Annotated in this window: 28 protein-coding genes and 1 riboswitch; of the genes, 21 read left to right on the top strand and 7 right to left on the bottom strand. The window is 47.5% G+C overall.

The window, feature by feature from the left end:
• Nucleotides 1–134 precede the first annotated feature (134 nt).
• From ACGG9R_RS05765 to ACGG9R_RS05725, 9 genes are all read left to right on the top strand, one after another.
• Complete coding sequence (locus ACGG9R_RS05765) at nt 135–521, top strand: hypothetical protein (RefSeq protein WP_390152595.1); 387 nt, start codon at nt 135–137, stop codon at nt 519–521.
• A gap of 176 nt (nt 522–697) precedes the next feature.
• Nucleotides 698–1,531, top strand: a complete 834-nt coding sequence (locus ACGG9R_RS05760; RefSeq protein ID WP_022106487.1) for a DegV family protein — start codon at nt 698–700, stop codon at nt 1,529–1,531.
• Between the two features lie 12 nt (nt 1,532–1,543).
• A complete protein-coding gene (locus ACGG9R_RS05755; RefSeq protein ID WP_390152593.1) occupies nt 1,544–3,148 on the top strand; it encodes a DAK2 domain-containing protein in 1,605 nt (534 codons plus the stop codon).
• A gap of 215 nt (nt 3,149–3,363) precedes the next feature.
• Nucleotides 3,364–3,539, top strand: a riboswitch (cobalamin riboswitch).
• 112 nt (nt 3,540–3,651) lie between these two features.
• Nucleotides 3,652–4,008 carry a hypothetical protein gene (locus ACGG9R_RS05750; protein ID WP_390152590.1) on the top strand — a complete coding sequence of 119 codons (357 nt, stop codon included), beginning with the start codon at nt 3,652–3,654 and terminating at the stop codon, nt 4,006–4,008.
• Between the two features lie 41 nt (nt 4,009–4,049).
• Complete coding sequence (locus ACGG9R_RS05745) at nt 4,050–5,018, top strand: hypothetical protein (RefSeq protein ID WP_390152588.1); 969 nt, start codon at nt 4,050–4,052, stop codon at nt 5,016–5,018.
• A 432-nt stretch (nt 5,019–5,450) separates the two neighbouring features.
• Entirely contained in the window at nt 5,451–6,014 is a 564-nt protein-coding gene (gene ahpC / locus ACGG9R_RS05740; RefSeq protein WP_022106063.1) for an alkyl hydroperoxide reductase subunit C, read from the top strand.
• 14 nt (nt 6,015–6,028) lie between these two features.
• Nucleotides 6,029–7,633, top strand: a complete 1,605-nt coding sequence (locus tag ACGG9R_RS05735) for an FAD-dependent oxidoreductase (protein ID WP_390152585.1) — start codon at nt 6,029–6,031, stop codon at nt 7,631–7,633.
• Between the two features lie 307 nt (nt 7,634–7,940).
• Nucleotides 7,941–10,409, top strand: coding sequence for a leucine--tRNA ligase (leuS, locus tag ACGG9R_RS05730; RefSeq protein ID WP_390152582.1), 2,469 nt, complete (start codon nt 7,941–7,943; stop codon nt 10,407–10,409).
• Nucleotides 10,410–10,770: 361 nt separating this feature from the next.
• Nucleotides 10,771–11,442, top strand: a complete 672-nt coding sequence (locus ACGG9R_RS05725; RefSeq protein WP_390152579.1) for a hypothetical protein — start codon at nt 10,771–10,773, stop codon at nt 11,440–11,442.
• 678 nt (nt 11,443–12,120) lie between these two features.
• Here ACGG9R_RS05725 and ACGG9R_RS05720 read toward each other — a convergent pair.
• The 5 genes from ACGG9R_RS05720 to ACGG9R_RS05700 form a co-directional block, all read right to left on the bottom strand.
• Nucleotides 12,121–13,212 (bottom strand): tyrosine-type recombinase/integrase, encoded by a 1,092-nt coding sequence (locus ACGG9R_RS05720; RefSeq protein ID WP_390152576.1) that lies wholly within the window; start codon nt 13,210–13,212, stop codon nt 12,121–12,123.
• 185 nt (nt 13,213–13,397) lie between these two features.
• The gene (locus tag ACGG9R_RS05715) at nt 13,398–13,658 is read right to left on the bottom strand and encodes a hypothetical protein (RefSeq protein ID WP_390152573.1); all 261 of its coding nucleotides are present in this window, start codon (nt 13,656–13,658) and stop codon (nt 13,398–13,400) included.
• Between the two features lie 190 nt (nt 13,659–13,848).
• A complete protein-coding gene (gene dinD, locus ACGG9R_RS05710; protein ID WP_390152570.1) occupies nt 13,849–14,700 on the bottom strand; it encodes a DNA damage-inducible protein D in 852 nt (283 codons plus the stop codon).
• 199 nt (nt 14,701–14,899) lie between these two features.
• On the bottom strand, nt 14,900–15,886 hold the full coding sequence (locus ACGG9R_RS05705; protein WP_390152567.1) for an Abi family protein: 987 nt from the start codon (nt 15,884–15,886) through the stop codon (nt 14,900–14,902).
• A gap of 249 nt (nt 15,887–16,135) precedes the next feature.
• Nucleotides 16,136–16,501: a helix-turn-helix domain-containing protein gene (locus ACGG9R_RS05700; RefSeq protein WP_390152564.1), complete on the bottom strand. Its 366-nt coding sequence runs from the start codon at nt 16,499–16,501 to the stop codon at nt 16,136–16,138.
• A 135-nt stretch (nt 16,502–16,636) separates the two neighbouring features.
• On the opposite strand from ACGG9R_RS05700, the gene ACGG9R_RS05695 reads away from it, so the two are divergent.
• The 3 genes from ACGG9R_RS05695 (at nt 16,637) to ACGG9R_RS05685 (ending at nt 17,524) form a co-directional block, all read left to right on the top strand.
• Nucleotides 16,637–16,840 carry an XRE family transcriptional regulator gene (locus tag ACGG9R_RS05695; protein WP_390152560.1) on the top strand — a complete coding sequence of 68 codons (204 nt, stop codon included), beginning with the start codon at nt 16,637–16,639 and terminating at the stop codon, nt 16,838–16,840.
• A gap of 68 nt (nt 16,841–16,908) precedes the next feature.
• Complete coding sequence (locus ACGG9R_RS05690; RefSeq protein ID WP_390152557.1) at nt 16,909–17,238, top strand: hypothetical protein; 330 nt, start codon at nt 16,909–16,911, stop codon at nt 17,236–17,238.
• Nucleotides 17,231–17,524: a hypothetical protein gene (locus ACGG9R_RS05685; RefSeq protein WP_390152554.1), complete on the top strand. Its 294-nt coding sequence runs from the start codon at nt 17,231–17,233 to the stop codon at nt 17,522–17,524. Before ACGG9R_RS05690 ends, ACGG9R_RS05685 begins: the two co-directional genes overlap by 8 nt.
• On the opposite strand, the gene ACGG9R_RS05680 is transcribed toward ACGG9R_RS05685, so the two are convergent.
• A complete protein-coding gene (locus ACGG9R_RS05680; protein WP_390152551.1) occupies nt 17,487–17,690 on the bottom strand; it encodes a hypothetical protein in 204 nt (67 codons plus the stop codon). The two genes, ACGG9R_RS05685 and ACGG9R_RS05680, sit on opposite strands and share 38 nt — an antisense overlap.
• 419 nt (nt 17,691–18,109) lie before the next feature.
• Nucleotides 18,110–18,445: a hypothetical protein gene (locus ACGG9R_RS05675; protein ID WP_390152548.1), complete on the bottom strand. Its 336-nt coding sequence runs from the start codon at nt 18,443–18,445 to the stop codon at nt 18,110–18,112.
• 43 nt (nt 18,446–18,488) lie between these two features.
• Here ACGG9R_RS05675 and ACGG9R_RS05670 point away from each other — a divergent pair, with 43 nt between their 5' ends.
• The 9 genes from ACGG9R_RS05670 to ACGG9R_RS05630 all read left to right on the top strand — a co-directional run bounded on the left by ACGG9R_RS05670 (nt 18,489) and on the right by ACGG9R_RS05630 (nt 20,622).
• A complete protein-coding gene (locus tag ACGG9R_RS05670) occupies nt 18,489–18,728 on the top strand; it encodes a hypothetical protein (RefSeq protein ID WP_390152545.1) in 240 nt (79 codons plus the stop codon).
• Nucleotides 18,725–18,922 carry a hypothetical protein gene (locus tag ACGG9R_RS05665; protein ID WP_390152542.1) on the top strand — a complete coding sequence of 66 codons (198 nt, stop codon included), beginning with the start codon at nt 18,725–18,727 and terminating at the stop codon, nt 18,920–18,922. The genes ACGG9R_RS05670 and ACGG9R_RS05665 overlap by 4 nt, the downstream gene beginning before the upstream one ends.
• 12 nt (nt 18,923–18,934) lie before the next feature.
• Complete coding sequence (locus ACGG9R_RS05660; protein WP_390152539.1) at nt 18,935–19,147, top strand: hypothetical protein; 213 nt, start codon at nt 18,935–18,937, stop codon at nt 19,145–19,147.
• A complete protein-coding gene (locus ACGG9R_RS05655) occupies nt 19,144–19,386 on the top strand; it encodes a hypothetical protein (RefSeq protein ID WP_390152537.1) in 243 nt (80 codons plus the stop codon). Before ACGG9R_RS05660 ends, ACGG9R_RS05655 begins: the two co-directional genes overlap by 4 nt.
• Nucleotides 19,367–19,564, top strand: coding sequence for a hypothetical protein (locus ACGG9R_RS05650; RefSeq protein ID WP_390152534.1), 198 nt, complete (start codon nt 19,367–19,369; stop codon nt 19,562–19,564). Before ACGG9R_RS05655 ends, ACGG9R_RS05650 begins: the two co-directional genes overlap by 20 nt.
• Complete coding sequence (locus tag ACGG9R_RS05645) at nt 19,557–19,799, top strand: hypothetical protein (RefSeq protein WP_390152531.1); 243 nt, start codon at nt 19,557–19,559, stop codon at nt 19,797–19,799. Before ACGG9R_RS05650 ends, ACGG9R_RS05645 begins: the two co-directional genes overlap by 8 nt.
• Nucleotides 19,766–19,945, top strand: a complete 180-nt coding sequence (locus ACGG9R_RS05640) for a hypothetical protein (protein WP_390152528.1) — start codon at nt 19,766–19,768, stop codon at nt 19,943–19,945. The genes ACGG9R_RS05645 and ACGG9R_RS05640 overlap by 34 nt, the downstream gene beginning before the upstream one ends.
• Nucleotides 19,945–20,148 (top strand): hypothetical protein, encoded by a 204-nt coding sequence (locus tag ACGG9R_RS05635; protein ID WP_390152525.1) that lies wholly within the window; start codon nt 19,945–19,947, stop codon nt 20,146–20,148. Before ACGG9R_RS05640 ends, ACGG9R_RS05635 begins: the two co-directional genes overlap by 1 nt.
• Nucleotides 20,149–20,214: 66 nt before the next feature.
• Complete coding sequence (locus tag ACGG9R_RS05630) at nt 20,215–20,622, top strand: HNH endonuclease (RefSeq protein ID WP_390152522.1); 408 nt, start codon at nt 20,215–20,217, stop codon at nt 20,620–20,622.
• Nucleotides 20,623–20,794 lie beyond the last annotated feature (172 nt).

Raw genomic sequence — 20,794 nt, 5'->3', positions numbered from 1 at the left:
TAGCAGGGTTCCTTGAAAATGTACCGATTTCCTTGAGAATATCAGTACAAAATGGTGCAAAAAACTTGACCAAAATCGGCTTGGGCGATATAGTTAAATACAGTGGATAAATATAAAATCGAATAGGTGATAAAATGTTTAATTTACCAGAAAAATATGTCATGATTGACGGCTTCAAGATTCCTGCAGACAAAGGCGAAGAGTACAAGCGTCTTCGCGACAGCATGGCGAAGGAAGCAGATAAGTTTTTCCATACCTTCTGTGAAGAAGTGAAGAAGCAGAAGCTGGTGGACATCCTTGGCGAAGGCATCGTCGGCTATTCTTCGACCGGTGAAATGCTGGCAAGAATTTCCCTCGATCCTTTTGAGCTGTCTGCGCTGAATGTAGCAAAACAGAGAAAAAAGCTGCATGAATATATGCTTGCGACCAATGGTTACGATGATGATGACTACCAGCAGCTCCTGAAGGAATTCAAGGAACGTCAGGCGGAAAGAAAAGTAGCCAAAGAGAAAAAAGCGTAATGCGTTTCAGGGCATCCATGCATTTGACCGGCATGGATATGTTTGATATGAGAAATGGCATTTTGATCTTGCGGAAAGACGCGGATCGACATGTCACTTCGGCCATGATGCGCTCTTACAGAAGCCTCTCAGCTCTTAACCGCTAACATAATAACAATAGGAAGGAACATACTGCTATGATTCATTTGATTCTGGACAGTACCTCCGGCGTTGGTGCAGATTTTCTAGCCCTTCACCCGAATGTACACTGTATTTCCCTGACCATTGAAATGGGAGAGAATTACGTACCGGAAAGCGAGGCAACCATTAAGGCTGTCATCGATTATTCCGAAGCGACGAAGAAATCGGTACCTACGAGCCAGCCGAGTACCGGCGATTTTTTGAAGCTGTTCTCCGATATTCCTGCCGAAGACCCGATCATTGTGCTCTGCATTTGCTCCACCATCAGCGGCACGTACAACGGGGCGCTTTTGGCTGCCCGACAGTCGGGACGCAAGAATATCACGGTCATCAATACGAGAACGACGGCGATCGGCATGATCCATCTGCTGGAGGATGGTCTGGATATGATCGAGAAGGGGCTTTCCTATGAGGAAATCGCGAAAGCGCTCGAAGAAGCCTCGATGCGGACGGGACTCACCGTTGCGCTCGATACCATTGACTATCTGAAGCGCGGAGGACGCATCGGGAAGGCTGCTGGCCTCATTGGAAGCATTCTCAAAATCAAGCCGGTGATTTACCTGAATGAAAACAATGAAGTAGATGCTTTAGGGAAGGTGCGCACGACAAAAAAAGCAAATGCGCTCATGATCGATTATCTGAAAAAGCAGGAGCCGCTCAAGAGACTCGGCATCGTACACATCGAAAATGAAGCCGGAGCGAAGGTGCTCTATGACAAAGCGAAGGAAATGTATCCGGACATGGACATTACACTCACGACGGCGACCCCGGTTCTGACAGCCTATCTGGGTCCTGGGCTTACTGGATTCATTTTTGAAAGAGCCAAATAAATGGGGGAGAGAATGATGTATACCGTTATTGATGGGAATTGTTTCAAAAATATGCTGGTAGGAGCGTATCAGCTTTTCCAGAAGAAATATGAAATTATCAATCAGCTGAATGTTTTCCCCGTGCCGGATGGCGATACAGGGAATAACATGCTGAATACCTTGAAGTCCATGTACAGCATGATTGCGGAAGTCAGCCCGGAAGAGCCGGTTGGCATCATCGCTGAGAAAGCTTCTGCTGGTGCTATCATGGGGGCACGCGGAAATTCTGGTGTCATCCTTTCGCAGATCATTCATGGCATCAGCCGTGGCCTGCATGGCAAGAAGACTGCCTCCTGCGGACAGATGAGCAAGGCTTTCCAGTACGGTATCCTGTATGCATATCGTGCTGTCACCAAGCCGGTGGAGGGCACCATCCTTTCCGTAGCTCGCGGCATTGCGAAAGGGACACATGATGTATACCGCGTGGAAACGGATTTCAGCAAAATTTTGGAAGCATCTATCGATGCGGGAGAAGAAGCACTCGCTAAGACGCCGGAGCAGCTGCAGATTTTAAAAGATGCGAATGTTGTTGATGCTGGTGGTCAGGGACTGATCTTCTTTTTGATGGGTTGTCTGAATGGTCTGACCGGAAAAGTCGAGGATATCGAAGTCGATGTGAAGCCGGTCATCAGCCGTCTGGAAGCAAAAGGAGAGTCTTTCTCCATTGAGTATCCCTACTGCACGGAATTCATCATCAGCCCATGCAAAGTAAGTGCTCGTGAAGTTCGCCAGAAGCTTTCTTCCTGGGGGGAATCTATGATCGTCGCTGCGGGCGATAATCTGGTGAAGGTCCACATCCACGCCCAGCGTCCGGGCCATGTCCTGGACATGGCAGCGGACTGGGGTACGCTCCATGACATCAAGTGTGATAACATGGTCGACCAATTTCATAGAAATAAAGAAAAGCAGCAGAAGATGGAAAAGAAACCGCTTGGTGTCCTGACCGTGGTCTCTGGAGAAGGCTGGACAGAGCTTTTCGAAAAATCAGGCTGTGATGTTGTCTCCGGCGGCCAGTCCATGAATCCATCCGTGCAGGAACTCTCGGCAGGTATGGAAAATGGACAGTATGAGAAATATATCATCCTGCCAAATAACAAAAACATCATTCTTGCTGCGCAGCAGCTGAAGAAAATGCTTGGTGAAAAAGTCCATATCGTACCATCCACGAACCCGATGGAAGGGCTGGCAGCTGCTATGGTTTTTGATGGTAAGGCCACTATCGCGGAAAATCTTGATGCCATGGCCGATCGTCTTTCAGACATCAGGAGCGGTATGATCACGACCGCTGTACGTGACAGCATCGTCGGTGAATCCACCATTCACAAGGACGACTTCATGGGTCTTGTCAAAGGTTGTGAAGTCATCTCTGTACCGGAGCTTTCCGACTGCTTCATGCAGGTACTTGGTGAACTTATTGATGAAGATACCGAGATCGTCACCATTTACTTCGGAAAAGACCTTTCGGAAGAAGACTGTCAGAAAGAGATCGAGAAGGCAGAAAAAGCCTACCCGAATGTCACCTTTGAAATGTACGAAGGCGACCAGCCGCTGTATCCGATGTTTATCGCAGCAGAATAAGGAACATGAAAAGCAGAGCGAGAGCTCTGCTTTTTTTTTATGGGAATGATGAGGTTCTTTACACAAACACCGAATACATCTGACGCTGCGATTGAATCAGCGTTTCTTCAGGTTATCAGGATTTGAAGGGATAACGCACAGCCATCGAAAAGTACGCATCGGCTGCTTATGTCGGCCCTCCAGCATCATAGGACAATAAAATCTCTTGACATTAGTGGGAAATAAGAATATCCTATGAAAAGGTTAGTGAGTGATATTTACAGGGGAATCCGGTGAGACTCCGGAACTGTTCCGCAACTGTATAGGGAGTTTTCTCATGGCAATTCCTTCGCACGGACATGGGAGAGCAGGGAACCAAGTCAGAGCGCCTGAAAGATGTAGTCCGATCGTAAGCCATCGAGAGAGTGGCCGCAGGATCTTGGGATGGAGAAGTCCATCCTGACTTCGTGCGGCTTTTTTAGGTGTTACAGCGATGAATTTCTCATTTTTAAGGAGGAATGAAAATGAAAAAGAAAATGGGTGCCTTTATTTTATGCTTCGCCCTTCTTGGTGCGGGATGCGTCTTTGCAGAGGAGGAGAAGACGAGCCCGGAGGTCGATCCGGCAGCGACACAGATGACAGAGGCATATCCATCTCCGGATGCCATCCTTCCGCCAGTGCCTGTACCGCCGGAGAAGGGGATCCAGGATGTAGCCGCTTTTCAAAAATATGCAGAAGAGGTGGATCTGTATGTGAAAGCCTGCCAGCACTACATTGACGGAGCGACAAATGGTGCGAATGCCATCATAGAAGCCAGAAATAAAGCTGTAAAAAAGGCACAGGAAGCGGTAGATGTGTACAATCGCTTTTTTGATAAATAATAAACTGTTCCAGTCAGATACATAGAAAAGGATATACTCCGATGAAACAACTGATCAGCTACTATCGTATGCCGGGTGACCGGGAGGAGGAGATCTCGCGTCTTATCCATGCGGAAGGTCTGGATGGGGTGGAAAACCTCATATATGGCAGTCAGGCGGGGAGTCCGCCATTTTTGCAAATCACCGTGGGAACGCATCTCAGGTACTGGCCCTATTGGATGGATTTCTATGAAGGGAATAAGGATCGTCTGTTTGAAATTTTTACAAATCAGGATAATATACGCCAAATGTATGGCGCAGAGGATAGAGAAGGCTGGATACAGGTCATCCGTGCGAATATCCGTGCAGCACTGGCTGAGAAGCCCCGCTATTTGGTCTGGCATGTGCAGGAGAGTACGCCTGAAGAGGCCTTTTCCTGGCGCTTCCGCCATACCGATGAAGAAGTTCTGGCAGCGACGGCAGAGCTCTATCAGTCTTTCCGCGATCTGATCCCGGACGGGGTATTCATTCTCTTTGAAAATATCTTCTGGCCGGGGCTTTACCGGCTTGAACCAGAGAAGGTGGAATACTTTTTCACAAGACTGGATGATCCCGCTCATACAGGCCTTATGTTTGACAGCGGACATTTCATGATCACGAATCCGGATCTGAAAAGCGAAAAAGAGGCCGCGCTCTATATCAGGGAATGCATGAAGCGGCTGGGGAAAATGAGAGCGCTCGTGAAAGGTATTCATCTCTCCTGCTCTCTTTCCGGAGCATATATCCGCCAGTTCAGGCGAGAAATGCCGGTTCCGCTGACGAATCAGGTCATGATGCGTCATATATGTTCTTTGGATCATCATGATCCGTTTCGTACGAGAGCCGCCAGAGAGATCGTCGAGGCCATCGAGCCGGACTATGTGACGCATGAACTTTTCGGGAATACGTTCACCGAAGCGGTAGTGAAGGCACGAAAGCAGGCGTTACTGGTGACAGGGGCAAGGGAAACGCAAGTATATCACAGCGTTTGACTTCACAGGCATTTTAAGGAAACACTGATTAAATCGTTGTCAGATTTTACTCTTGAATTTTTATGCATAGCGAGGAATAACCTAACGAGAATAGCGAGCTATTTAAGGAAGGCTATGACGAAGCTATGTATAAAAATTCTTGTAGAATTTGACTCTGCGATTTAATCAGCGTTTCCTTAGGCAAAGCATAAAACCAAACAGTAATTTCCTCGGCATTCTCCTAAATCTGTGAGGCATAGAATTATTTTTCTTTGTCATTTTCCTGTAGTCCCCTTAAACTGGTAAAAATACCTGAAATCGAAAATTTTCAAAATACTATATTGACATTTTTCGAATAACCCGCTATAATACATTCAGAAAGTTAAATATGCTTCGTGAGGGTTCGATACGAATCCTGTACGAGAGAGTATTTCTTATAAGGAGGAATCCCAAATGTCTCTCAACGGTAAAAAAATTAGCGAATTCAAACTGAATGCATTCCAGCAGAACGATTTCATCGAAGTCACCGATAAGGATCTTCTCGGCAAGTGGAGTGTGCTCTTCTTCTATCCGGCGGACTTCACCTTTGTGTGCCCGACCGAACTTGAAGACTTGCAGGGCAAGTATGCTGACTTCCAGAGAATCGGATGTGAAATTTATTCTGTTTCCTGCGATACCCACTTTGTTCACAAAGCATGGCATGAATCGTCTCAGGCAGTCGGCAAGGTCGAGTATCCGATGATCGGCGACCCGACCGGTAAACTGTCTAAGGAGCTTGATATCTACATCGAAGACTCCGGCCTCACAGAAAGAGGTACCTTTGTCATCAATCCGAAGGGCGAAGTCGTACTGTACGAAGTGAGCGCAGGCAACATCGGCCGCAATGCGGATGAGCTGCTTCGCAAGGTCGAAGCCGCTCAGTTCGTATATGAGCATGGCGATGAAGTCTGCCCGGCTAAATGGCAGCCAGGTGCAAAAACACTGAAACCGTCCTTTGATCTGGTTGGAAAATTATAAAAAGGAGCGGCATCATGGAAAAACGATATGATGCCATTATAGTAGGCGGAGGACCGGCAGGGCTCTCCGCCGCTATTTATATGGCACGAGCACGTTTTCATGTCCTTGTCATCGAAAAAGAGAAGATGGGTGGACAGATCACGATCACATCTGAAGTGGTGAATTATCCCGGCGTTTATAAGACGGACGGGGAGGCACTGACCCGAGAAATGGTGCGTCAGGCTGAAGCCTTCGGTGCAGAATTTTTGACGGCAGAAGTAAAGAGCCTGTCGCTTACTGCAGATACAAAGGTGGTACATAGCGATCGAGGAGATTTTGAGGCGATGGGTATCATCTATGCAGCCGGTGCGCATCCCCGTCTTGCCGGATTTTCCGGCGAAAAAGAATTCCGTGGGCATGGTGTCGCTTATTGTGCGACATGTGATGGAGAGTTCTTCACCGGAAAGGACATCTTTGTTGTTGGCGGTGGGTATGCAGCCGTGGAGGAAGCCCTTTTCCTCACTAAGTATGGTCGCAAAGTCCATGTCCTTGTTCGCGGAGATGACTTTTCGATCTCGTCTGCGGCTGTCGATGAGCTGAAAGAGCATCCTGATGTTACGATTTCCTATCATACGGAGGTGGTGCGGATTGAGGGTGACAACGCTGTCCGCTGCCTCGTCCTTAAAGATCGGAAGAGCGGAGAAGAGCGTCTTGTAGAAGCCAAAGATGGTGATTATTTCGGTGTCTTTGTCTTCGTTGGATACGCGCCAGAGAGCGGACTTCTGAAAGGACAGGTCGAGCTGGATCCTGCAGGCTACGTGGTGACAGATCGTGAGCAGCAGACGAATCTGCCCGGCGTATATGCAGCGGGCGATATCTGTGTGAAGCAGCTCCGTCAGGTCGTGACGGCTGTCAGCGATGGTGCGGTCGCTGCTACTTCGCTGGAACGGTATCTGGGGAATCTGTATCGACGTCTCGGCCTTCGTCGTATCTATGCGCGAAAGAAAGTCGTCAAAGAGGAAAAGACGGCTCCCAAAGCTGTGGCAGGAGCTTTTCTTGATGATGCGATGCGTGAAGCTTTATCGCCTGTTCTTGCCCGCTTTGAGAAGCCTCTTCTCCTCAGAGTATCGAGTGACGGCACTCCGCTTGCAGACGAAGCAGAAAGTCTGGTACGGGAACTTGCCGGCCTTTCAGATACACTGTCCTATGAAGTGGTGAGAGAGGGGAATCCGGATGTCACCATTTCTATCTGCAGCGCGGAAGGAAAGGATCTGGGACTCCGTTTTCACGGTGTTCCCGGCGGGCATGAATTTAATTCCTTTATTCTGGCACTCTACAATGCAGCAGGTCCCGGGCAGGATGTGGGAGAAACCCTGCAGCAGCGTATAGAAGGGATTTCTCGCGATATTCACATAGATATTGCGGTCTCTCTCTCTTGTACCATGTGTCCTGATCTCGTTGCCGCTGCCGAACGGATCGCTGCGGATAATGACCATGTCTCTGTCGATGTGTATGACCTCGCACACTATCCGGACATGCAGAAGAAATACAACATTATGAGCGTCCCCTGTTTGATCATGGATGGAAAGACGTATTTTGGGAAAAAGAGCCTTGAGGAGCTCCTGCAGATCATAAGATAAAAGAAGGAAACATTGCTTAAAGGGATGCGTCAAAATGCACAGGCATTTTGACGCATCCTTTTTTACGTTGTCTTTATCGCTGGTTAGAAGATATATTCGGACTTAATTTGAATTTCTTTAAAAGCATAAAAAACAAACAATGTCAAGTATTATCTATTATCAACTAACAACTGTTGATTTAAATCACGGAAATCAACCCTCTTCACAAACGAAAATCTATTTGACGCTACCCACGGCAGGCTCTATAATAGAAAGAACTGTTTTATCAAAAATGTCGACAGTAACGAAAAATTTGGAAGGTGAAACTATGCACGAAAAGTACGTACCTCAGCAGATCGAAAAGAAATGGCAGAAAATCTGGGAGGACACCAAAGCATTTGAAACTCATTCTGACCCGGGCAGAAAGAAATACTATGTACTGGAAATGTTCCCGTACCCGTCTGGCAATCTCCATATGGGGCATGTCAGAAACTACTCCATCGGCGACGTTGTCGCTCGTTTCAAGACGATGCAGGGATTCAATGTCATTCATCCGATGGGCTTTGATGCCTTCGGCATGCCGGCCGAAAATGCGGCTATCAAGCACGGCATTCCACCAGCGGAATGGACCTATTCCAATATCGACAACATGACCCGTCAGCAGAAAGAACTCGGTCTTTCCTATGACTGGGACAGAAAAGTCCTGACCTGCCGTGAAGATTACTACAAGCACACCCAGAAACTCTTTGAGATCTTCTACAAGAGAGGTCTCGCTTATAAGAAGGAAGCAAAGGTCAACTGGTGCGAAAGCTGCCACACCGTCCTTGCAAACGAACAGGTTGAAGAAGGACGTTGCTGGCGCTGCAAGAATGAAGTCGTCAAGAAAGACCTCTCTCAGTGGTTCTTGAAGATCACCGACTATGCAGACCGCCTCCTTGCGGATCTCGACCATATGCCCGGTTGGCCGGAACGCGTCAAGACCATGCAGAGAAACTGGATCGGTCGATCCACCGGTACCCAGTTCTCCTTTAAGGTCGAAGGCATGGATGATCAGATCCCGGTCTATACCACCCGTGTCGACACCGTCTACGGCGTCACCTACATGGTCCTTGCTCCGGAACACCCGCTCGTCGAAAAACTCATCGCGAATAACCCGGAAAAGGCAAAACTTGAAGCATTCATCGAAAAGATGAGAAATGAAAACGACATCGTCCGCACCGCGGAAGATGCACCGAAGCTCGGCATGTTTACCGGCAGCTATGCGATCCATCCGCTGACCGGCGAACGCGTGCCGATCTGGATCGCAAACTACGTCCTCTACGAATACGGCACCGGTGCCGTCATGGCTGTACCAACCCACGACCAGCGCGACTGGGATTTCGCTAAGAAATACAGTCTCCCGATGAAACTCGTCGTCCAGAATAAAGCCGGCTCCCTTTCTCTTGCCGAGATGGATAAAGCCTATGACGCTGACGGCGTCCTTGTGAACTCTGCGGAATTTGATGGTCTGAAATCCGGAGAAGCCCGTGAAGCCATCACCAAGAAATTCGAAGATATGGGTATCGGCGAAGGCAAAGTGAACTACCGTCTGCGTGACTGGCTGATTTCCCGCCAGCGCTACTGGGGCTGCCCGATCCCGATCATTCACTGCCCGCATTGCGGCAATGTCCTTGTCCCGGAAAAAGATCTCCCGGTCAAACTGCCGGAAGACGTCAACTTTGTCGCAGGTGCGACCTCTCCGCTCGAAACCAGTGAAGCCTTCCTTCACTGCAAATGTCCACAGTGCGGTGCGGATGCTACGAGAGAAACCGACACTATGGATACCTTCATCGATTCTTCCTGGTACTTCCTGCGTTACTGCGATCCGCACAATACTGAAGAACCATTCGCAAAGGATAAGGCAAACTACTGGATGCCCGTCGACCAGTACATCGGCGGCATTGAACACGCCATCCTTCACCTGCTGTATTCCCGTTTCTTCATGAAAGTCCTTCAGGATGAGGGCATGGTCGACTATCCGGAACCATTCACGAACCTGCTCTGTCAGGGCATGGTTCTGAAAGATGGCGGCAAGATGAGTAAGTCTGTCGGCAACGTCGTTTCCCCGGAAGAAATTGTCGGGAAATACGGCGCTGATACCGCTCGCCTCTTCATCCTCTTTGCCGCTCCGCCGGAAAAAGACCTCGAATGGTCCGATCAGGGCGTCGAAGGCTCCTACCGTTTCCTGAAACGCGTCTGGAACATTGTCGGCAAGTACGAAGATATTCAGACTGAAGAAAAAGGCAAACTCTCCTCTGAGGAATTCGCTCTCAGAAGAAAACTGCACCAGACCATCAAGAAAGTCACCGAAGATCTGGATGGGAAATTTGCTTTCAATACTGCGATCTCTGCCATCATGGAACTCGTAAACGATATGTACCGCTTCATCGAAGCCCATGATACCATCGAAGCGAGCCTTTCCGGCGAGCTCGTCAGAAACCTCCTCATCCTCCTCGCGCCATTCGTTCCGCATATGACCGAAGAACTATGGCAGGGTGCCGGACAGAAGGAAGAAAGCATTCATCTGGCTGCTTGGCCGGCTTGCGATGAATCTGCCCTCGTCGTCGACGAAGTCGAACTCGCTGTCCAGGTTAACGGCAAGGTTCGTGCGACAATCTCCGTCCCGGTTGCTATGGCGCGCGAAGAAATCGGCGAAAAAGCCCAGGCTCTTCCGGAAATCCAGAAATTCACCGAAGGCAAGACCATCGTGAAAGTCATCGTCGTACCGAAGAGAATCGTCAATATCGTCGTCAAATAATAAGCAAGCGAAAAGAGAAGCCGCGAGGCTTCTCTTTTTTGTTGAAACACGTAGTCCTGCGTAGAAGGGTGATAAAGACGCACCGTCAACCTGAGCGGACGGAAAGGACGTCCGTGAGATGGCCGCTGTCAGAACAAGTGGGGACTGTGACAATGGATCTATGCGAAAAATGGACAGGTGCGCTAGATTCTTCGACTCATGTCCCAAGTGGTTTTTATACTGCTGTTCCCCATTTGCCTGTACCCCTTCGCTCAGAATGATGGACAGGGGAGAATTTGTCTTCCCGTATCGTCATTCTGAATTATTTTGATTTCCTATATACTTATGTTATAATGCGGTTATAGTTTCAAAGGAGGCGGTCATGATGAAAAAGAAATCTATTCTTGCTATCGGGCTCACCGCTGCCCTGCTTTTCGGCCTTACCGGAGAAGCAGAGGCATTCGGCTGGGGAGACATCGCGGGCAAAGCAGCGGATAAAGCCATCGGAAGCGTTTTTGGTTCTTCCGCCAAAAAGAAACCGGTGAAACAGTCCCAGCCAAAGAGCGAGAAACAGAAGAAAAGCGAACGCGAAGCGGAAAAATATGGCGTGAAACGGATAGAAAGTCCCGATGGCACGAATCCCACTGCCTTTGAAGGCACGCTCGATCCATGGCCGCCGGATGAACTCTCCGCACGCCCGGACTGGTTCGACAACCGCACGCAGTCTTGGATAATGACAAATGCACGCCTCGTCGCAGAGTATGAAAGTATGATCCAATGGCGTGCCTACGCGAAACAAAATGGCCTTGGTACCATCGAGCCGGACGAAATCCGCTACACCGAGCTAATGGACGAAATTCATGTCCGCGTGAGAGCGATCGAAAGGTACTGTGATGCGGCAGAATATGGAGATTATCAGTCGATGCAGTCGAGAGCCTCCATGGGAGACTACCAGCGTGCAGTAGCCAGCAACATCGATCCCTTGCGCGACTATGATCTGGAACTTAGCATTCCCGCAAACACACTCCCCGGCTATCATCCTGAGAGAAATTAAGGAAACACGGACTCAATCGTAGAATGTTCAGATTTTTTATTTTATGAAAAGAAAATCGTGTAAAATCTGGAATTTCCACGATGGTATTTCTCGGAGAGGGAAATCTTCCCGGGAGCCCAAAGCTTTCTCCGCACTCCTTCGTGCACAGACCTATAGGAAAGGAGCGCAGAGAGGGCAGACGGCGGATCCGATTTCCATTCTCTCGCTCGAAAGCGTGCTAGCCGCTGGAGAGCGTAAGAAACACAAATCATAGAAAGACGCAGCAGGTCAAAAGATCTCATGCAGGATTCGCCTCGCGGGCAAACTCTAGAGCGAAGTTTAGCCGTACTTGTACGACATGAACCGTGAAATGCGCTGGTGCCAGATTGCAGGGAATGCCTCCATGGATACTTATAAAACTCTGCTGCGCTTTTGTGATGGAAGTGACCCTTTTTCGAAAAGAGGGTCATTTTTTTCTCGTATTGTCGATGACAGGGATACGATGATTCCACACAGAACCTGGATGCCCTTCCTTGTCTTTTTTACATGTGCGACTTTTTCTTGCTTTTTCTCTCATTTATTGCTAAAGTAACAGATATTCCATCAAAACTACCGATAATATCGGACAACTTTTTCGCTCCCGTCAAAAATTCGTCAAAAATCCAAAAGGGTGTACCCGCATGAGCGGGTGCACCCTTTTTAAGATCCGAATATTTTATTGATATCATCCGCCGCCTTTTCTCGCATTTCATCGGTGTAATGGATATATACTCTTTCAACAGTAGAGATGGTATCGCCGAGAAGGCTAGCTACCGTCTTGATATCCATACCGGAAGATAAGAGCCTGGTGGCGTAGGTATGGCGGAAGTCGTGCATGGTGTGATTTGGTAGGATCTTCCTCACGATGGCTGTGAGCATTTCACCGTGCCGGTATCGCGTGAGTCGGCCATGGAAGTACAAGATGCGATGTTCGCGGTATTCATCCAAGGCACGAAGGAGGCAGGGCGGAGCAGGAACTGTGCGGCAGGAGTTCTTCGATTTCATCCTACGGATACCGAGCTCATTCTTCCCGACACGGGAGAGCTGCTTATTGAATGTGATTTGATGGGACTTGAAATCGATATCCCCCATAGTGAGAGCCAGCACTTCCCCGACACGGGCGCCTGTGTATGCGGCAATGTACATGAGAATCCATAGTTCCAGGTTCCGCGCATGCAAGGTATCTAAGAGATGGGAAATTTCCTCATGCGTCATAGTCCGCAGCCGTGCTCCCCCTGCAGTGTCCATGCGTGGCTTATAGATAAGGTCTGCGATAGGGGATACTCCAATGACACGATAACGGACCGCTTCCCGAAAGAGGTGCTTCATATAACGTGCCCAGCTTACCTTTGTACGTTCGCCGTATGGGAGAGTCTGGAGTCGCGTAAAGATATCCGCATATGTGATATCTGTCATGGGCTTATCCAGAAGAGGACCAGCGATATCAGCCAGCCACTCATAGATAAGCAGCGTATTGGGAGCTAACTCTTTCCGCCATGAGATATAGAGCGCAGAAAAATCGCGAAGCGTCATGCCCTCATTCACCGGATCGATGTTTCCCGTCTTCTTGACCGCCGCGAGCAGCTTTTCCTTCTCCTTATCAGAAGCCGCTAGAGAGCGCAGGGCATAGCCTCCCTTGGACTTCTGCTTCCACTTCCCATCCCGATCCCGGTAGGAGAGGATCAGCTGGTAGCTCGCCCCGCCATTCGTCTTCGCTCGCTTGCGGATGATAAATTTGTAATTCAGTTCCATTAGAAAAACCTCCATTCATTGGAAACAGAGGCGGTACATGGTATAATACAGTTGTAATCCGCCTCATTGCATGGGACATTACACGCCAACGGGAGACTGCCATCTCCATCGGCACAGCCGTATCCATACGAATGTATGGGTACGGCTTTTTAACATGGAAGAAGAGAGTTAGAATCTTTTGAAATTTACGAAACGGCTAGTATAACGTCAAGGCTATACAAGGCAACCGGTTTATCAGAATTTGCAATTTGCAAAAAATGCAAATTGCTTTTCTCGTTTAGCTCGTTTTCTTTGAGAATATTTGCAATGTGTCTGGAAATGGTAGAAACGCTACGGCCAAACAATTCCGCCATCTGCGCCTGCGTACACCACACAGTCCAATCCTTAGCAAGCAGGCTGACCTTAGCCTGTCCATCATCGGTGTTATAAATAATGAAATTGTCCATATGATTTTCTCCAACAAAAAACGCCTTCCCACATGGAGAAGGCGCCGCACTGGTCCCCGTAGAGATACCAGCACTCCTACCTCTCCATTATATCATTTTGCCAACATCGGCAAAATGGAGGGAACCGTTGCAGAATTTGCAACAGTTGCCAGCCGATGTGTAGACCATTTTCGTAACCTCGCGAAAATGGTTATTTTTTATTGAGAGTGCCTTTCTTTAATAGCTTTTTCTGCTCTCGCTCAATCTGCTTGATGCTCTTTTCGGGCGTTGACAAATCTTCAGGCATTGTGCCGCCCAGTTCTTTGATGGTCTGTCTGACCTTTGCACCGACAGCGTAATGAGTTTTATTAGCATTCTCTTTCCCATGCACATGATCACGTCGCAGTTTTTCGTCTGTCTGAGTGGCGCGGAAGAGATTCGCAGCCAGTTCCGTGCTGCCCATATGGTCAAGGATAGCCTGTCCTTTCTTCAGCCCTTTGCGTTTAGCGATATCCTGTGCCTTGAGACCGCCATATAATCCCATATAGCCGAAGTTTTGAAATATAGCATAGTCGCGAGAAGTCTCTACCCCTGCCTCATGGGCGGCATCGGCGAGAGACTTATTATGATGTTTCAATTCTCCACGAATAGCCAGTCGCTTCTGCTCTTCTGATAGCCTTTCGAAATTCTCTGAAAGTTCCTGCTGGCGAGTTTTCACAGCGAAATAAGTCTGTGCCAATGCAACAGCCTCTTTTCTTGGATCGCCATTCATAGCAATAAGATAGCAGGCATAACGGGAAAGATGATAATCATCTAATCGTCGTTTAGCAGAACTGCCAATGTTAACCATATCGTGCACGTGCACGAAATGGTCACGAACATCGTTTTTACTAGCAATACATGCATCTATTGCCTTATCTATTACTTTAGAGAAAAATCTGTATTCGCCATACTGAAGAACTTTTAATAATTCTCTCGCTGTCCAATATTCCATACCATATTCATTGATATGTTTAATAGATTCAAAGAGAGATTCATTTATTGTGTTGATATCTTTAACCATAATAATCTCCTTCCTAACTTGCGATGTGAAGAAAATTCACATTGCTTTTCTCGTGCATTCAACTATAGCAAAAGTGCTGTTTTTGCTATAGCAATGCAATCAACTATAGCAAAACCCTCCAGAATGCAAAACACGGCACTAAAAACGCAAAACGTGAAATTCTACTGTTTGATCAGCGAATACTTCGCGACTGCTATAACTATATTGAAATATCTTCTAATTTAGTTATATATTTATGTTTCAAACCAGTAATATCACGGACAAAGCTTTCCACGGAAGGAGAAATATTCTCTGACAAGAAGGCCAAGGAACTATCAATCCCCTCGTAATTCACTTGGTACACATGATTTTGGCCGAAGAAGACAGCGATACAAATTAGTGCAGCTAGAATATCATCCTGGCCATAAGTGTAAATAGCACCGGGGCCTGATATTGGGAGATTAAGCTGTTTGTGAATATCCAGTTGGGGAATTGTAGCAACACGCGTAGAACGCTGGTCAATCTTGTGCGTGTATAATCGGTTATTGTGAGCACATTTATTTCGGATATCTGTTAAATAATAGAGTATAGAGCTAAGTGTTTTTGGAGCCAGTTTTGGATTTACTGTATGAGCGATGTCCTTCTTCATGTCGTCGGGCAGCAAATCATAGAAGTTAGCCATCGTACCGAACGAAATCACCGTGTTCAAAACCCATAAGGGAACCTGATTATATTTTTTTATGAAATGGCAGATAGCAGGATGCGGTTTTCTTGTCGAAAATGTCTTGATACATTTGTTCAACTTGTAGAGAAGAGAATTTACATGTTGCCTTTCTTTGGGGCTCCGTGTAAAAGAATTGGGACGCAAATAATTCCAGTGATTGGTACCAAAACGAGAGGAGAAATGAAGGGAAATCAGTGATTTCATTTGAGTTTCTATAATAGTGACACAGTTCAAAACATTACGCCTCAAATTGGCATCAAAGAGGTACAGTGTGACAATTTGCTCAAGAGTAGTTCCTTCTGTATAAAAATCAGAATGACGCAAATTCGATCGTTTTTTATCAATGAATGCGTCTTTATATCCATTGATTAAATTGTAATATCCATATTGAAGCAATATACCGGCAGAGTTTTCATCAAGCCTTACATTTCTGTTTTTTAAAATAGAAAGTTGCTCCTGAATCGTTGTTGCAGGGATATTCATAAATACCTCCAAAAAGAAAAAGGATCTTAATGCATGAACATTAAGATCCTTTTTCGGTCCGCTTTGTGCAATACGCCACGGCTCATATCTGTGTATATACTACACGAAAATGATCTTAATGTCAATTTTGAATATAAACTTACTGCTTGATCCGCGAATACTTCGCCACCGCAACTCACACCTAGACCATTTCCGTGACCTCACGAAAATGGTGGGGATTTATCATCACCTGTTAGAATCTTCTGAATTTTACGAAGATGATATTTCCGCATCTTTTTCAACCCGGGGCGTTTCAGCGGAGAGACGGAAGTCGAGGTAGTGATCCACCTCTTCCTTTCCGGCGGGGGAGAGCTTGCGGTACTTCTTGATGTGCTGCTGCTCCGCGGGAGTAACTTCTAAAATGATTGAGTCAGTCGGAATTCTTTCAAGGAGAGAAAGGCTATCTGCAGAAATACCAAGTCCTTGGCAGATTTTGAAAACATTATCGCAAGCAGCCCCACCGACGTTTTTTAGAATAGAAAGAAGCGTACTGTACGGCATGCCAATCGTTTTTGCAAAATCTTTCAATGAACCGTTGTCAGAAATAAGAGACCTTAAATAGTATTCACGAGTCATGTAAAATCACCTCTTGCCATAGAATATCACAGTCAAAACGAAATAACAATATTCAAGACGAAAAAACGATTGACAAAAACGATAGATCAGTTTATCATAAAAGCAAGAAAACGATATATCGTTTCTAAAGGGGTGATGAAAATGTACGAAAACTTGAATATTGAGATGGTAAGGAATAAATGTAATATCCTGCAGCTGTCGAAGAAAACAGGAATTAAATACCAGACACTGGTGGGGAAAGTTAGAGGAGAGTCCCAGTTTAAATTCGATGAATGCTTAGCGATTAAGCACGCATTACATAGCGAAATGCCGCTAGAAGTTCTTTTTATGCACAAATAAAACGATATATCGTTTTATTGATATTTCCGGCGGCCATGAAAACCCGCTGGGGGGGGAAGGAGGAAGCCATGCCACACAGTGAAAACCTGTTTTCCCAAAAGGAAGTGGCAAAGAGATGGGGATGTGACACATCAACCATCGCCCGCCGAGAGAAAGACGGCGTGATCAAGAGAGCGATCGCCATCCCGGGAGTATGGTACACCCGGGATTCTATCGAAAGGGCAGAAGGTCTGGAAGGGGACGAGAGCCCCATGAGCCCTTTTGAAAGAAGGCGTCTCGAAAAAAGAATCAGAGAGCTGGAGAAGAAAGTATCCGGCTATGAAGATCAGTTCTATTTCCTTTCGGACGCCATGGAAAGAGTGAAGAAGATGATGAATAGAGGTGAGAAGAGTGGATGAAGTCAGAAAAGAAAGTCGTCTGATCGTAGACGCGAGCCTTTTTCAGGATGCAGCCTTTGTGATCGGAGAGCTGCTGCAGTTGATTTCTGAAAATGAAAAGTCCCGGATCGCACTGGAATACGATCCGGGAACAAAGAAGATGGTGGTCACAAAAGATACGACCCGCAACGAGAAAGATGACCCCGGCAGGTATGTAGTCATTGAACGCGATGAATACGAGATGCTGATTGATTTGTGGAAGAAGCAGGTCAGAGACCGGCATCCAAGTCATCGATCGTCTTTGTGATCTTTTTCACCGCAGACCTCGCCGCCATCACGTCATAAGAGGAGTAGTCATCGCCAGATAATTCTTCTTCGCTCAAGACGTGCTGAAGGTAATAGTTCAGAGCTTTTACACAAATGACGGCTTCAATGAGGCTCATGCGCGGAAAGTTATATTCTTTTGATTTCATACATATCACCTCCTTTCCGCTTATCAGTATAGCAGGAAGGAGGAGTGTGGAGGAAAGATGACAGACGAAGAATTGCAAGAAGAACAGAGAAGGGATTTTGAAGCGAGAAGAGATCTCGCCTTTAAGCAGCTTGTGTGCGCCCTCAATGAGGGTGATGCATAGATCTTCGATATCGAAGTAGAGAAGAACAAGGAAGGCGAGGACGTCGCATGGATCCACTTCAGAGACGGAGGGTTAGCACGTGTGAACATTCATGGTGACACTATTATCACCGCGATCCGTAAGGTCTTAAGCCGTAAGAGACTTATGAGAATGTGAGGCTATCATGAACGAGTACGAAAGACAGCGAAAGCTGAATGACATGCTTTTTGTCGTCTGCTTGCTTAACTTGGCGGCAGCCGCCGTGAATGTATTTATTATCATTTGCAAATAGCAACATACAGAGTAACCAGAAGATTGAAAAAGGAAATCAGGATCGTAATTCTCGTGTTTCTTTCATTGCTGAACAAAGCGCGGATTTTATTCTGATCCTTCTCGTAAGAAGCAACAGCCCGTTTCCCCTTTTCGGTAATCTGCCAAAACAGGCATGTATCGAGGCCAGGAATCACAGGATCAATGCCTTCAATCAAACCGGAGCGTTCTAAATAACCCCGCATGTCTTTAGACATAACGGAAGGCAGGTTGTCTCTGGAGATAATACCTTCACTCTTCTGGAATTCGGCAAGAACATCAATTACATCTTTAGATTCAATCATAGTAACACCTCCTGATAACAGTATAGCAAGAAAAGGAGAAGTCATGGATAAGGAAGAATTAAAAAGGCAGATGAACGAGACGGCAGAGGAGTTCGAAAAGTCCTTCGAAGCCTGGAGGAAGAAGAGGAATACAGCCATCAAGGAAGTGCTGACTGTTTTGGCTGACAGCGACCTCACCTATGAGGAAGCCGTCAATGTGTTGGTTGGATGCCGGACATACCTGCGGCATAACCTGAAGATCGAGAACATTGATCTCAATGTAGAGGAGAGAGAACCATTTTGACAGACGAAGAAGCAAAGACATTGGGAGAGCTTGCCCTGAAAGCGGACATGCTCCGCCGCCAGTGCCGAGACATTGAGGAGAAGATGAAAGAGCAGAGAGCAGCCGCGAAGAGAATGGCGGGGTACATGCTGGCAGAGCTCGCCATCATCATGATCCTGGCATTCGCGGCAGGGATCGCCGTATGGAAAGGCTGATAGGAGGGAACCATGACCAACGCAGAAGCAGTCGGGACAGTCCATCGAATGATGGAGGCCCGTGAGCAAGAAGAAGCGAGAACCGCGGCTCTCGCCTCTCAAGTAGACGCGAAGAAATACGATCCTAGCGCCGCACGCCGCGCCTTCTGGAAGGAAGTGGCGATCTATCCGCTGACGCTGTTGTGCGCCGCGGCATACACCCTCCTTATGGCGGTGGCACAATGACAACGCTGAACGATATCTTGGCACTCATTCCCATGGAAGACCAGTGGATCTACGTCTTCGATACAGAGGGAAACGAATACTATGAAGGATTCAAAGGGAATCTGGAGCTCAGCGAAGAAGGCGAAGAGCTGATCGTCGGCGGGCTTTATGGGAATGATACTGATACGAAAGATCCAAACTACGGCATCGTGCCGACCATCGAGATCGAGGTGAAAGCCAATGAGAGGCTGCTGGGTTAAGCTCTGGATGATTGGAGAGCAGCTGTGTCATGTGTCCATTGACCAGTCGGACCAAGACCCCAAGTGGACCATCATGGCAGCTGCCGCACTCATCAAGGAATATTGTAAAGAAACCGGGCTGTCCCCTGCTATGGCAGCGGAGCATATCGCCCGAATGTTGGAGAAGAAACATGATTGACGAAGGCATCATTATTGAATTCATGAAGCACATCAAAAGGCAGCTTTGTGAAGAACAGGCCAGAGCGGACAATGCAGATCATGAAGGAAGGACCAAAGATTACTTCTGGCATGCAGGCTACATCAGTGCTCTGAAAGAAACCCTGAAAGAAATTGAAAGGACTACCGGCATCACCGGTGTTTATGGGAAGGAGGAAGGCACATGCAGGACACATACACAAAAGGAGAGCTTGTAGAAATATTCGAGGCGATGAAAAGACGGGAGATGGATCTTGCGAACGATTACATGAAGGAGGGACGAGATGCGGGTGCCGAGTGGCATAGAGCCCGTGTCTCTTTACTGAAGGAGCTGATTGCTCTGACAGAGGCGGGGGCACTCTGATGATCTACTACTGTGCCCGCTGCGGGAAACCCATCCCGCGAGGAAAAGAAATGATGGAAAAGATGGGCGGCCGCCTGGTGCCGACCCACATGGACTGCCGCGAAAGATACAGCAAGAAGACATTAGACCAGATGATTCACGAAGCCCTGGACAAAGGACCGGGGAACGAACTTCGTAGAAAGATGAAGGGTAGAAATGACTGAGAAAGAAATCAAAGGATACATCGACAGAAAGATCAGAGAGATCAAAGAGGAAGCCGGAGGCAGAAGATGATCCGTCTGTCGAAAAATAATAGGTACAAGCTCTTTGAGATCGTCCGTCTCCGGGATAGAGCCCTCTGGGATGTCTATGAAAGAATGCTGGGCGTCCCGTGTCCGATGGGGAGAACCCACGTCCACCATGTTATTCCCGTAGCTTCCGGCGGGGAAGACATCGCAGAGAACCTCATCACATTAGACCCGAAGACCCATTTTTACATATTCCACAACGGATTCGGGAGTGTGGATAAAGAATGGCAGACAATCGCCCAGAAGTATCTAGCGAGCAAGGAGGTCAGGGCGTGGCACGAAGAAAGAGAAGCAAGTTTGACAGCCCTATACCAGACTGCAGAAGCTACCCGTATCAAGAAGATCCGGAAGAACTGCTTGCCAGAGAAAAGACCAGGCTTCAAATACTAAGAGAAGACAATACCATCTGCCCTGTATGTCATAGGAGTATGAAGCACACCCGTCATTGCCCCAAAGAAAAAGCAGCCGTCTGTGAAGAACATTGTGAAACGTGTGAATACCATGTGCCAATGACAGCGGCCAGCAACGGGAAATGTTTGTACACGAAAAAGCCGCCTGCGGG

Source organism: Dialister sp. i34-0019-2H8 (assembly GCF_042846925.1).
Taxonomy (GTDB): Bacteria; Bacillota; Negativicutes; order Veillonellales; family Dialisteraceae; genus Dialister.
Note: the sequence above shows the minus strand (reverse complement) of the source record. Positions and strands in the feature narration are given on the sequence as shown.

Bases quoted from the DNA above. Each gene is read 5' to 3' on its own strand.
- ACGG9R_RS05765 (WP_390152595.1), top strand. From the start codon at position 135: ATGTTTAATTTACCAGAAAAATATGTCATGATTGACGGCTTCAAGATT.
- ACGG9R_RS05760 (WP_022106487.1), top strand. From the start codon at position 698: ATGATTCATTTGATTCTGGACAGTACCTCCGGCGTTGGTGCAGATTTT.
- ACGG9R_RS05755 (WP_390152593.1), top strand. From the start codon at position 1,544: ATGATGTATACCGTTATTGATGGGAATTGTTTCAAAAATATGCTGGTA.
- ACGG9R_RS05750 (WP_390152590.1), top strand. From the start codon at position 3,652: ATGAAAAAGAAAATGGGTGCCTTTATTTTATGCTTCGCCCTTCTTGGT.
- ACGG9R_RS05745 (WP_390152588.1), top strand. From the start codon at position 4,050: ATGAAACAACTGATCAGCTACTATCGTATGCCGGGTGACCGGGAGGAG.
- ahpC (WP_022106063.1), top strand. From the start codon at position 5,451: ATGTCTCTCAACGGTAAAAAAATTAGCGAATTCAAACTGAATGCATTC.
- ACGG9R_RS05735 (WP_390152585.1), top strand. From the start codon at position 6,029: ATGGAAAAACGATATGATGCCATTATAGTAGGCGGAGGACCGGCAGGG.
- leuS (WP_390152582.1), top strand. From the start codon at position 7,941: ATGCACGAAAAGTACGTACCTCAGCAGATCGAAAAGAAATGGCAGAAA.
- ACGG9R_RS05725 (WP_390152579.1), top strand. From the start codon at position 10,771: ATGATGAAAAAGAAATCTATTCTTGCTATCGGGCTCACCGCTGCCCTG.
- ACGG9R_RS05720 (WP_390152576.1), bottom strand. From the start codon at position 13,212: ATGGAACTGAATTACAAATTTATCATCCGCAAGCGAGCGAAGACGAAT.
- ACGG9R_RS05715 (WP_390152573.1), bottom strand. From the start codon at position 13,658: ATGGACAATTTCATTATTTATAACACCGATGATGGACAGGCTAAGGTC.
- dinD (WP_390152570.1), bottom strand. From the start codon at position 14,700: ATGGTTAAAGATATCAACACAATAAATGAATCTCTCTTTGAATCTATT.
- ACGG9R_RS05705 (WP_390152567.1), bottom strand. From the start codon at position 15,886: ATGAATATCCCTGCAACAACGATTCAGGAGCAACTTTCTATTTTAAAA.
- ACGG9R_RS05700 (WP_390152564.1), bottom strand. From the start codon at position 16,501: ATGACTCGTGAATACTATTTAAGGTCTCTTATTTCTGACAACGGTTCA.
- ACGG9R_RS05695 (WP_390152560.1), top strand. From the start codon at position 16,637: ATGAAAATGTACGAAAACTTGAATATTGAGATGGTAAGGAATAAATGT.
- ACGG9R_RS05690 (WP_390152557.1), top strand. From the start codon at position 16,909: ATGCCACACAGTGAAAACCTGTTTTCCCAAAAGGAAGTGGCAAAGAGA.
- ACGG9R_RS05680 (WP_390152551.1), bottom strand. From the start codon at position 17,690: ATGAAATCAAAAGAATATAACTTTCCGCGCATGAGCCTCATTGAAGCC.
- ACGG9R_RS05675 (WP_390152548.1), bottom strand. From the start codon at position 18,445: ATGATTGAATCTAAAGATGTAATTGATGTTCTTGCCGAATTCCAGAAG.
- ACGG9R_RS05670 (WP_390152545.1), top strand. From the start codon at position 18,489: ATGGATAAGGAAGAATTAAAAAGGCAGATGAACGAGACGGCAGAGGAG.
- ACGG9R_RS05660 (WP_390152539.1), top strand. From the start codon at position 18,935: ATGACCAACGCAGAAGCAGTCGGGACAGTCCATCGAATGATGGAGGCC.
- ACGG9R_RS05655 (WP_390152537.1), top strand. From the start codon at position 19,144: ATGACAACGCTGAACGATATCTTGGCACTCATTCCCATGGAAGACCAG.
- ACGG9R_RS05650 (WP_390152534.1), top strand. From the start codon at position 19,367: ATGAGAGGCTGCTGGGTTAAGCTCTGGATGATTGGAGAGCAGCTGTGT.
- ACGG9R_RS05645 (WP_390152531.1), top strand. From the start codon at position 19,557: ATGATTGACGAAGGCATCATTATTGAATTCATGAAGCACATCAAAAGG.
- ACGG9R_RS05640 (WP_390152528.1), top strand. From the start codon at position 19,766: ATGCAGGACACATACACAAAAGGAGAGCTTGTAGAAATATTCGAGGCG.
- ACGG9R_RS05635 (WP_390152525.1), top strand. From the start codon at position 19,945: ATGATCTACTACTGTGCCCGCTGCGGGAAACCCATCCCGCGAGGAAAA.
- ACGG9R_RS05630 (WP_390152522.1), top strand. From the start codon at position 20,215: ATGATCCGTCTGTCGAAAAATAATAGGTACAAGCTCTTTGAGATCGTC.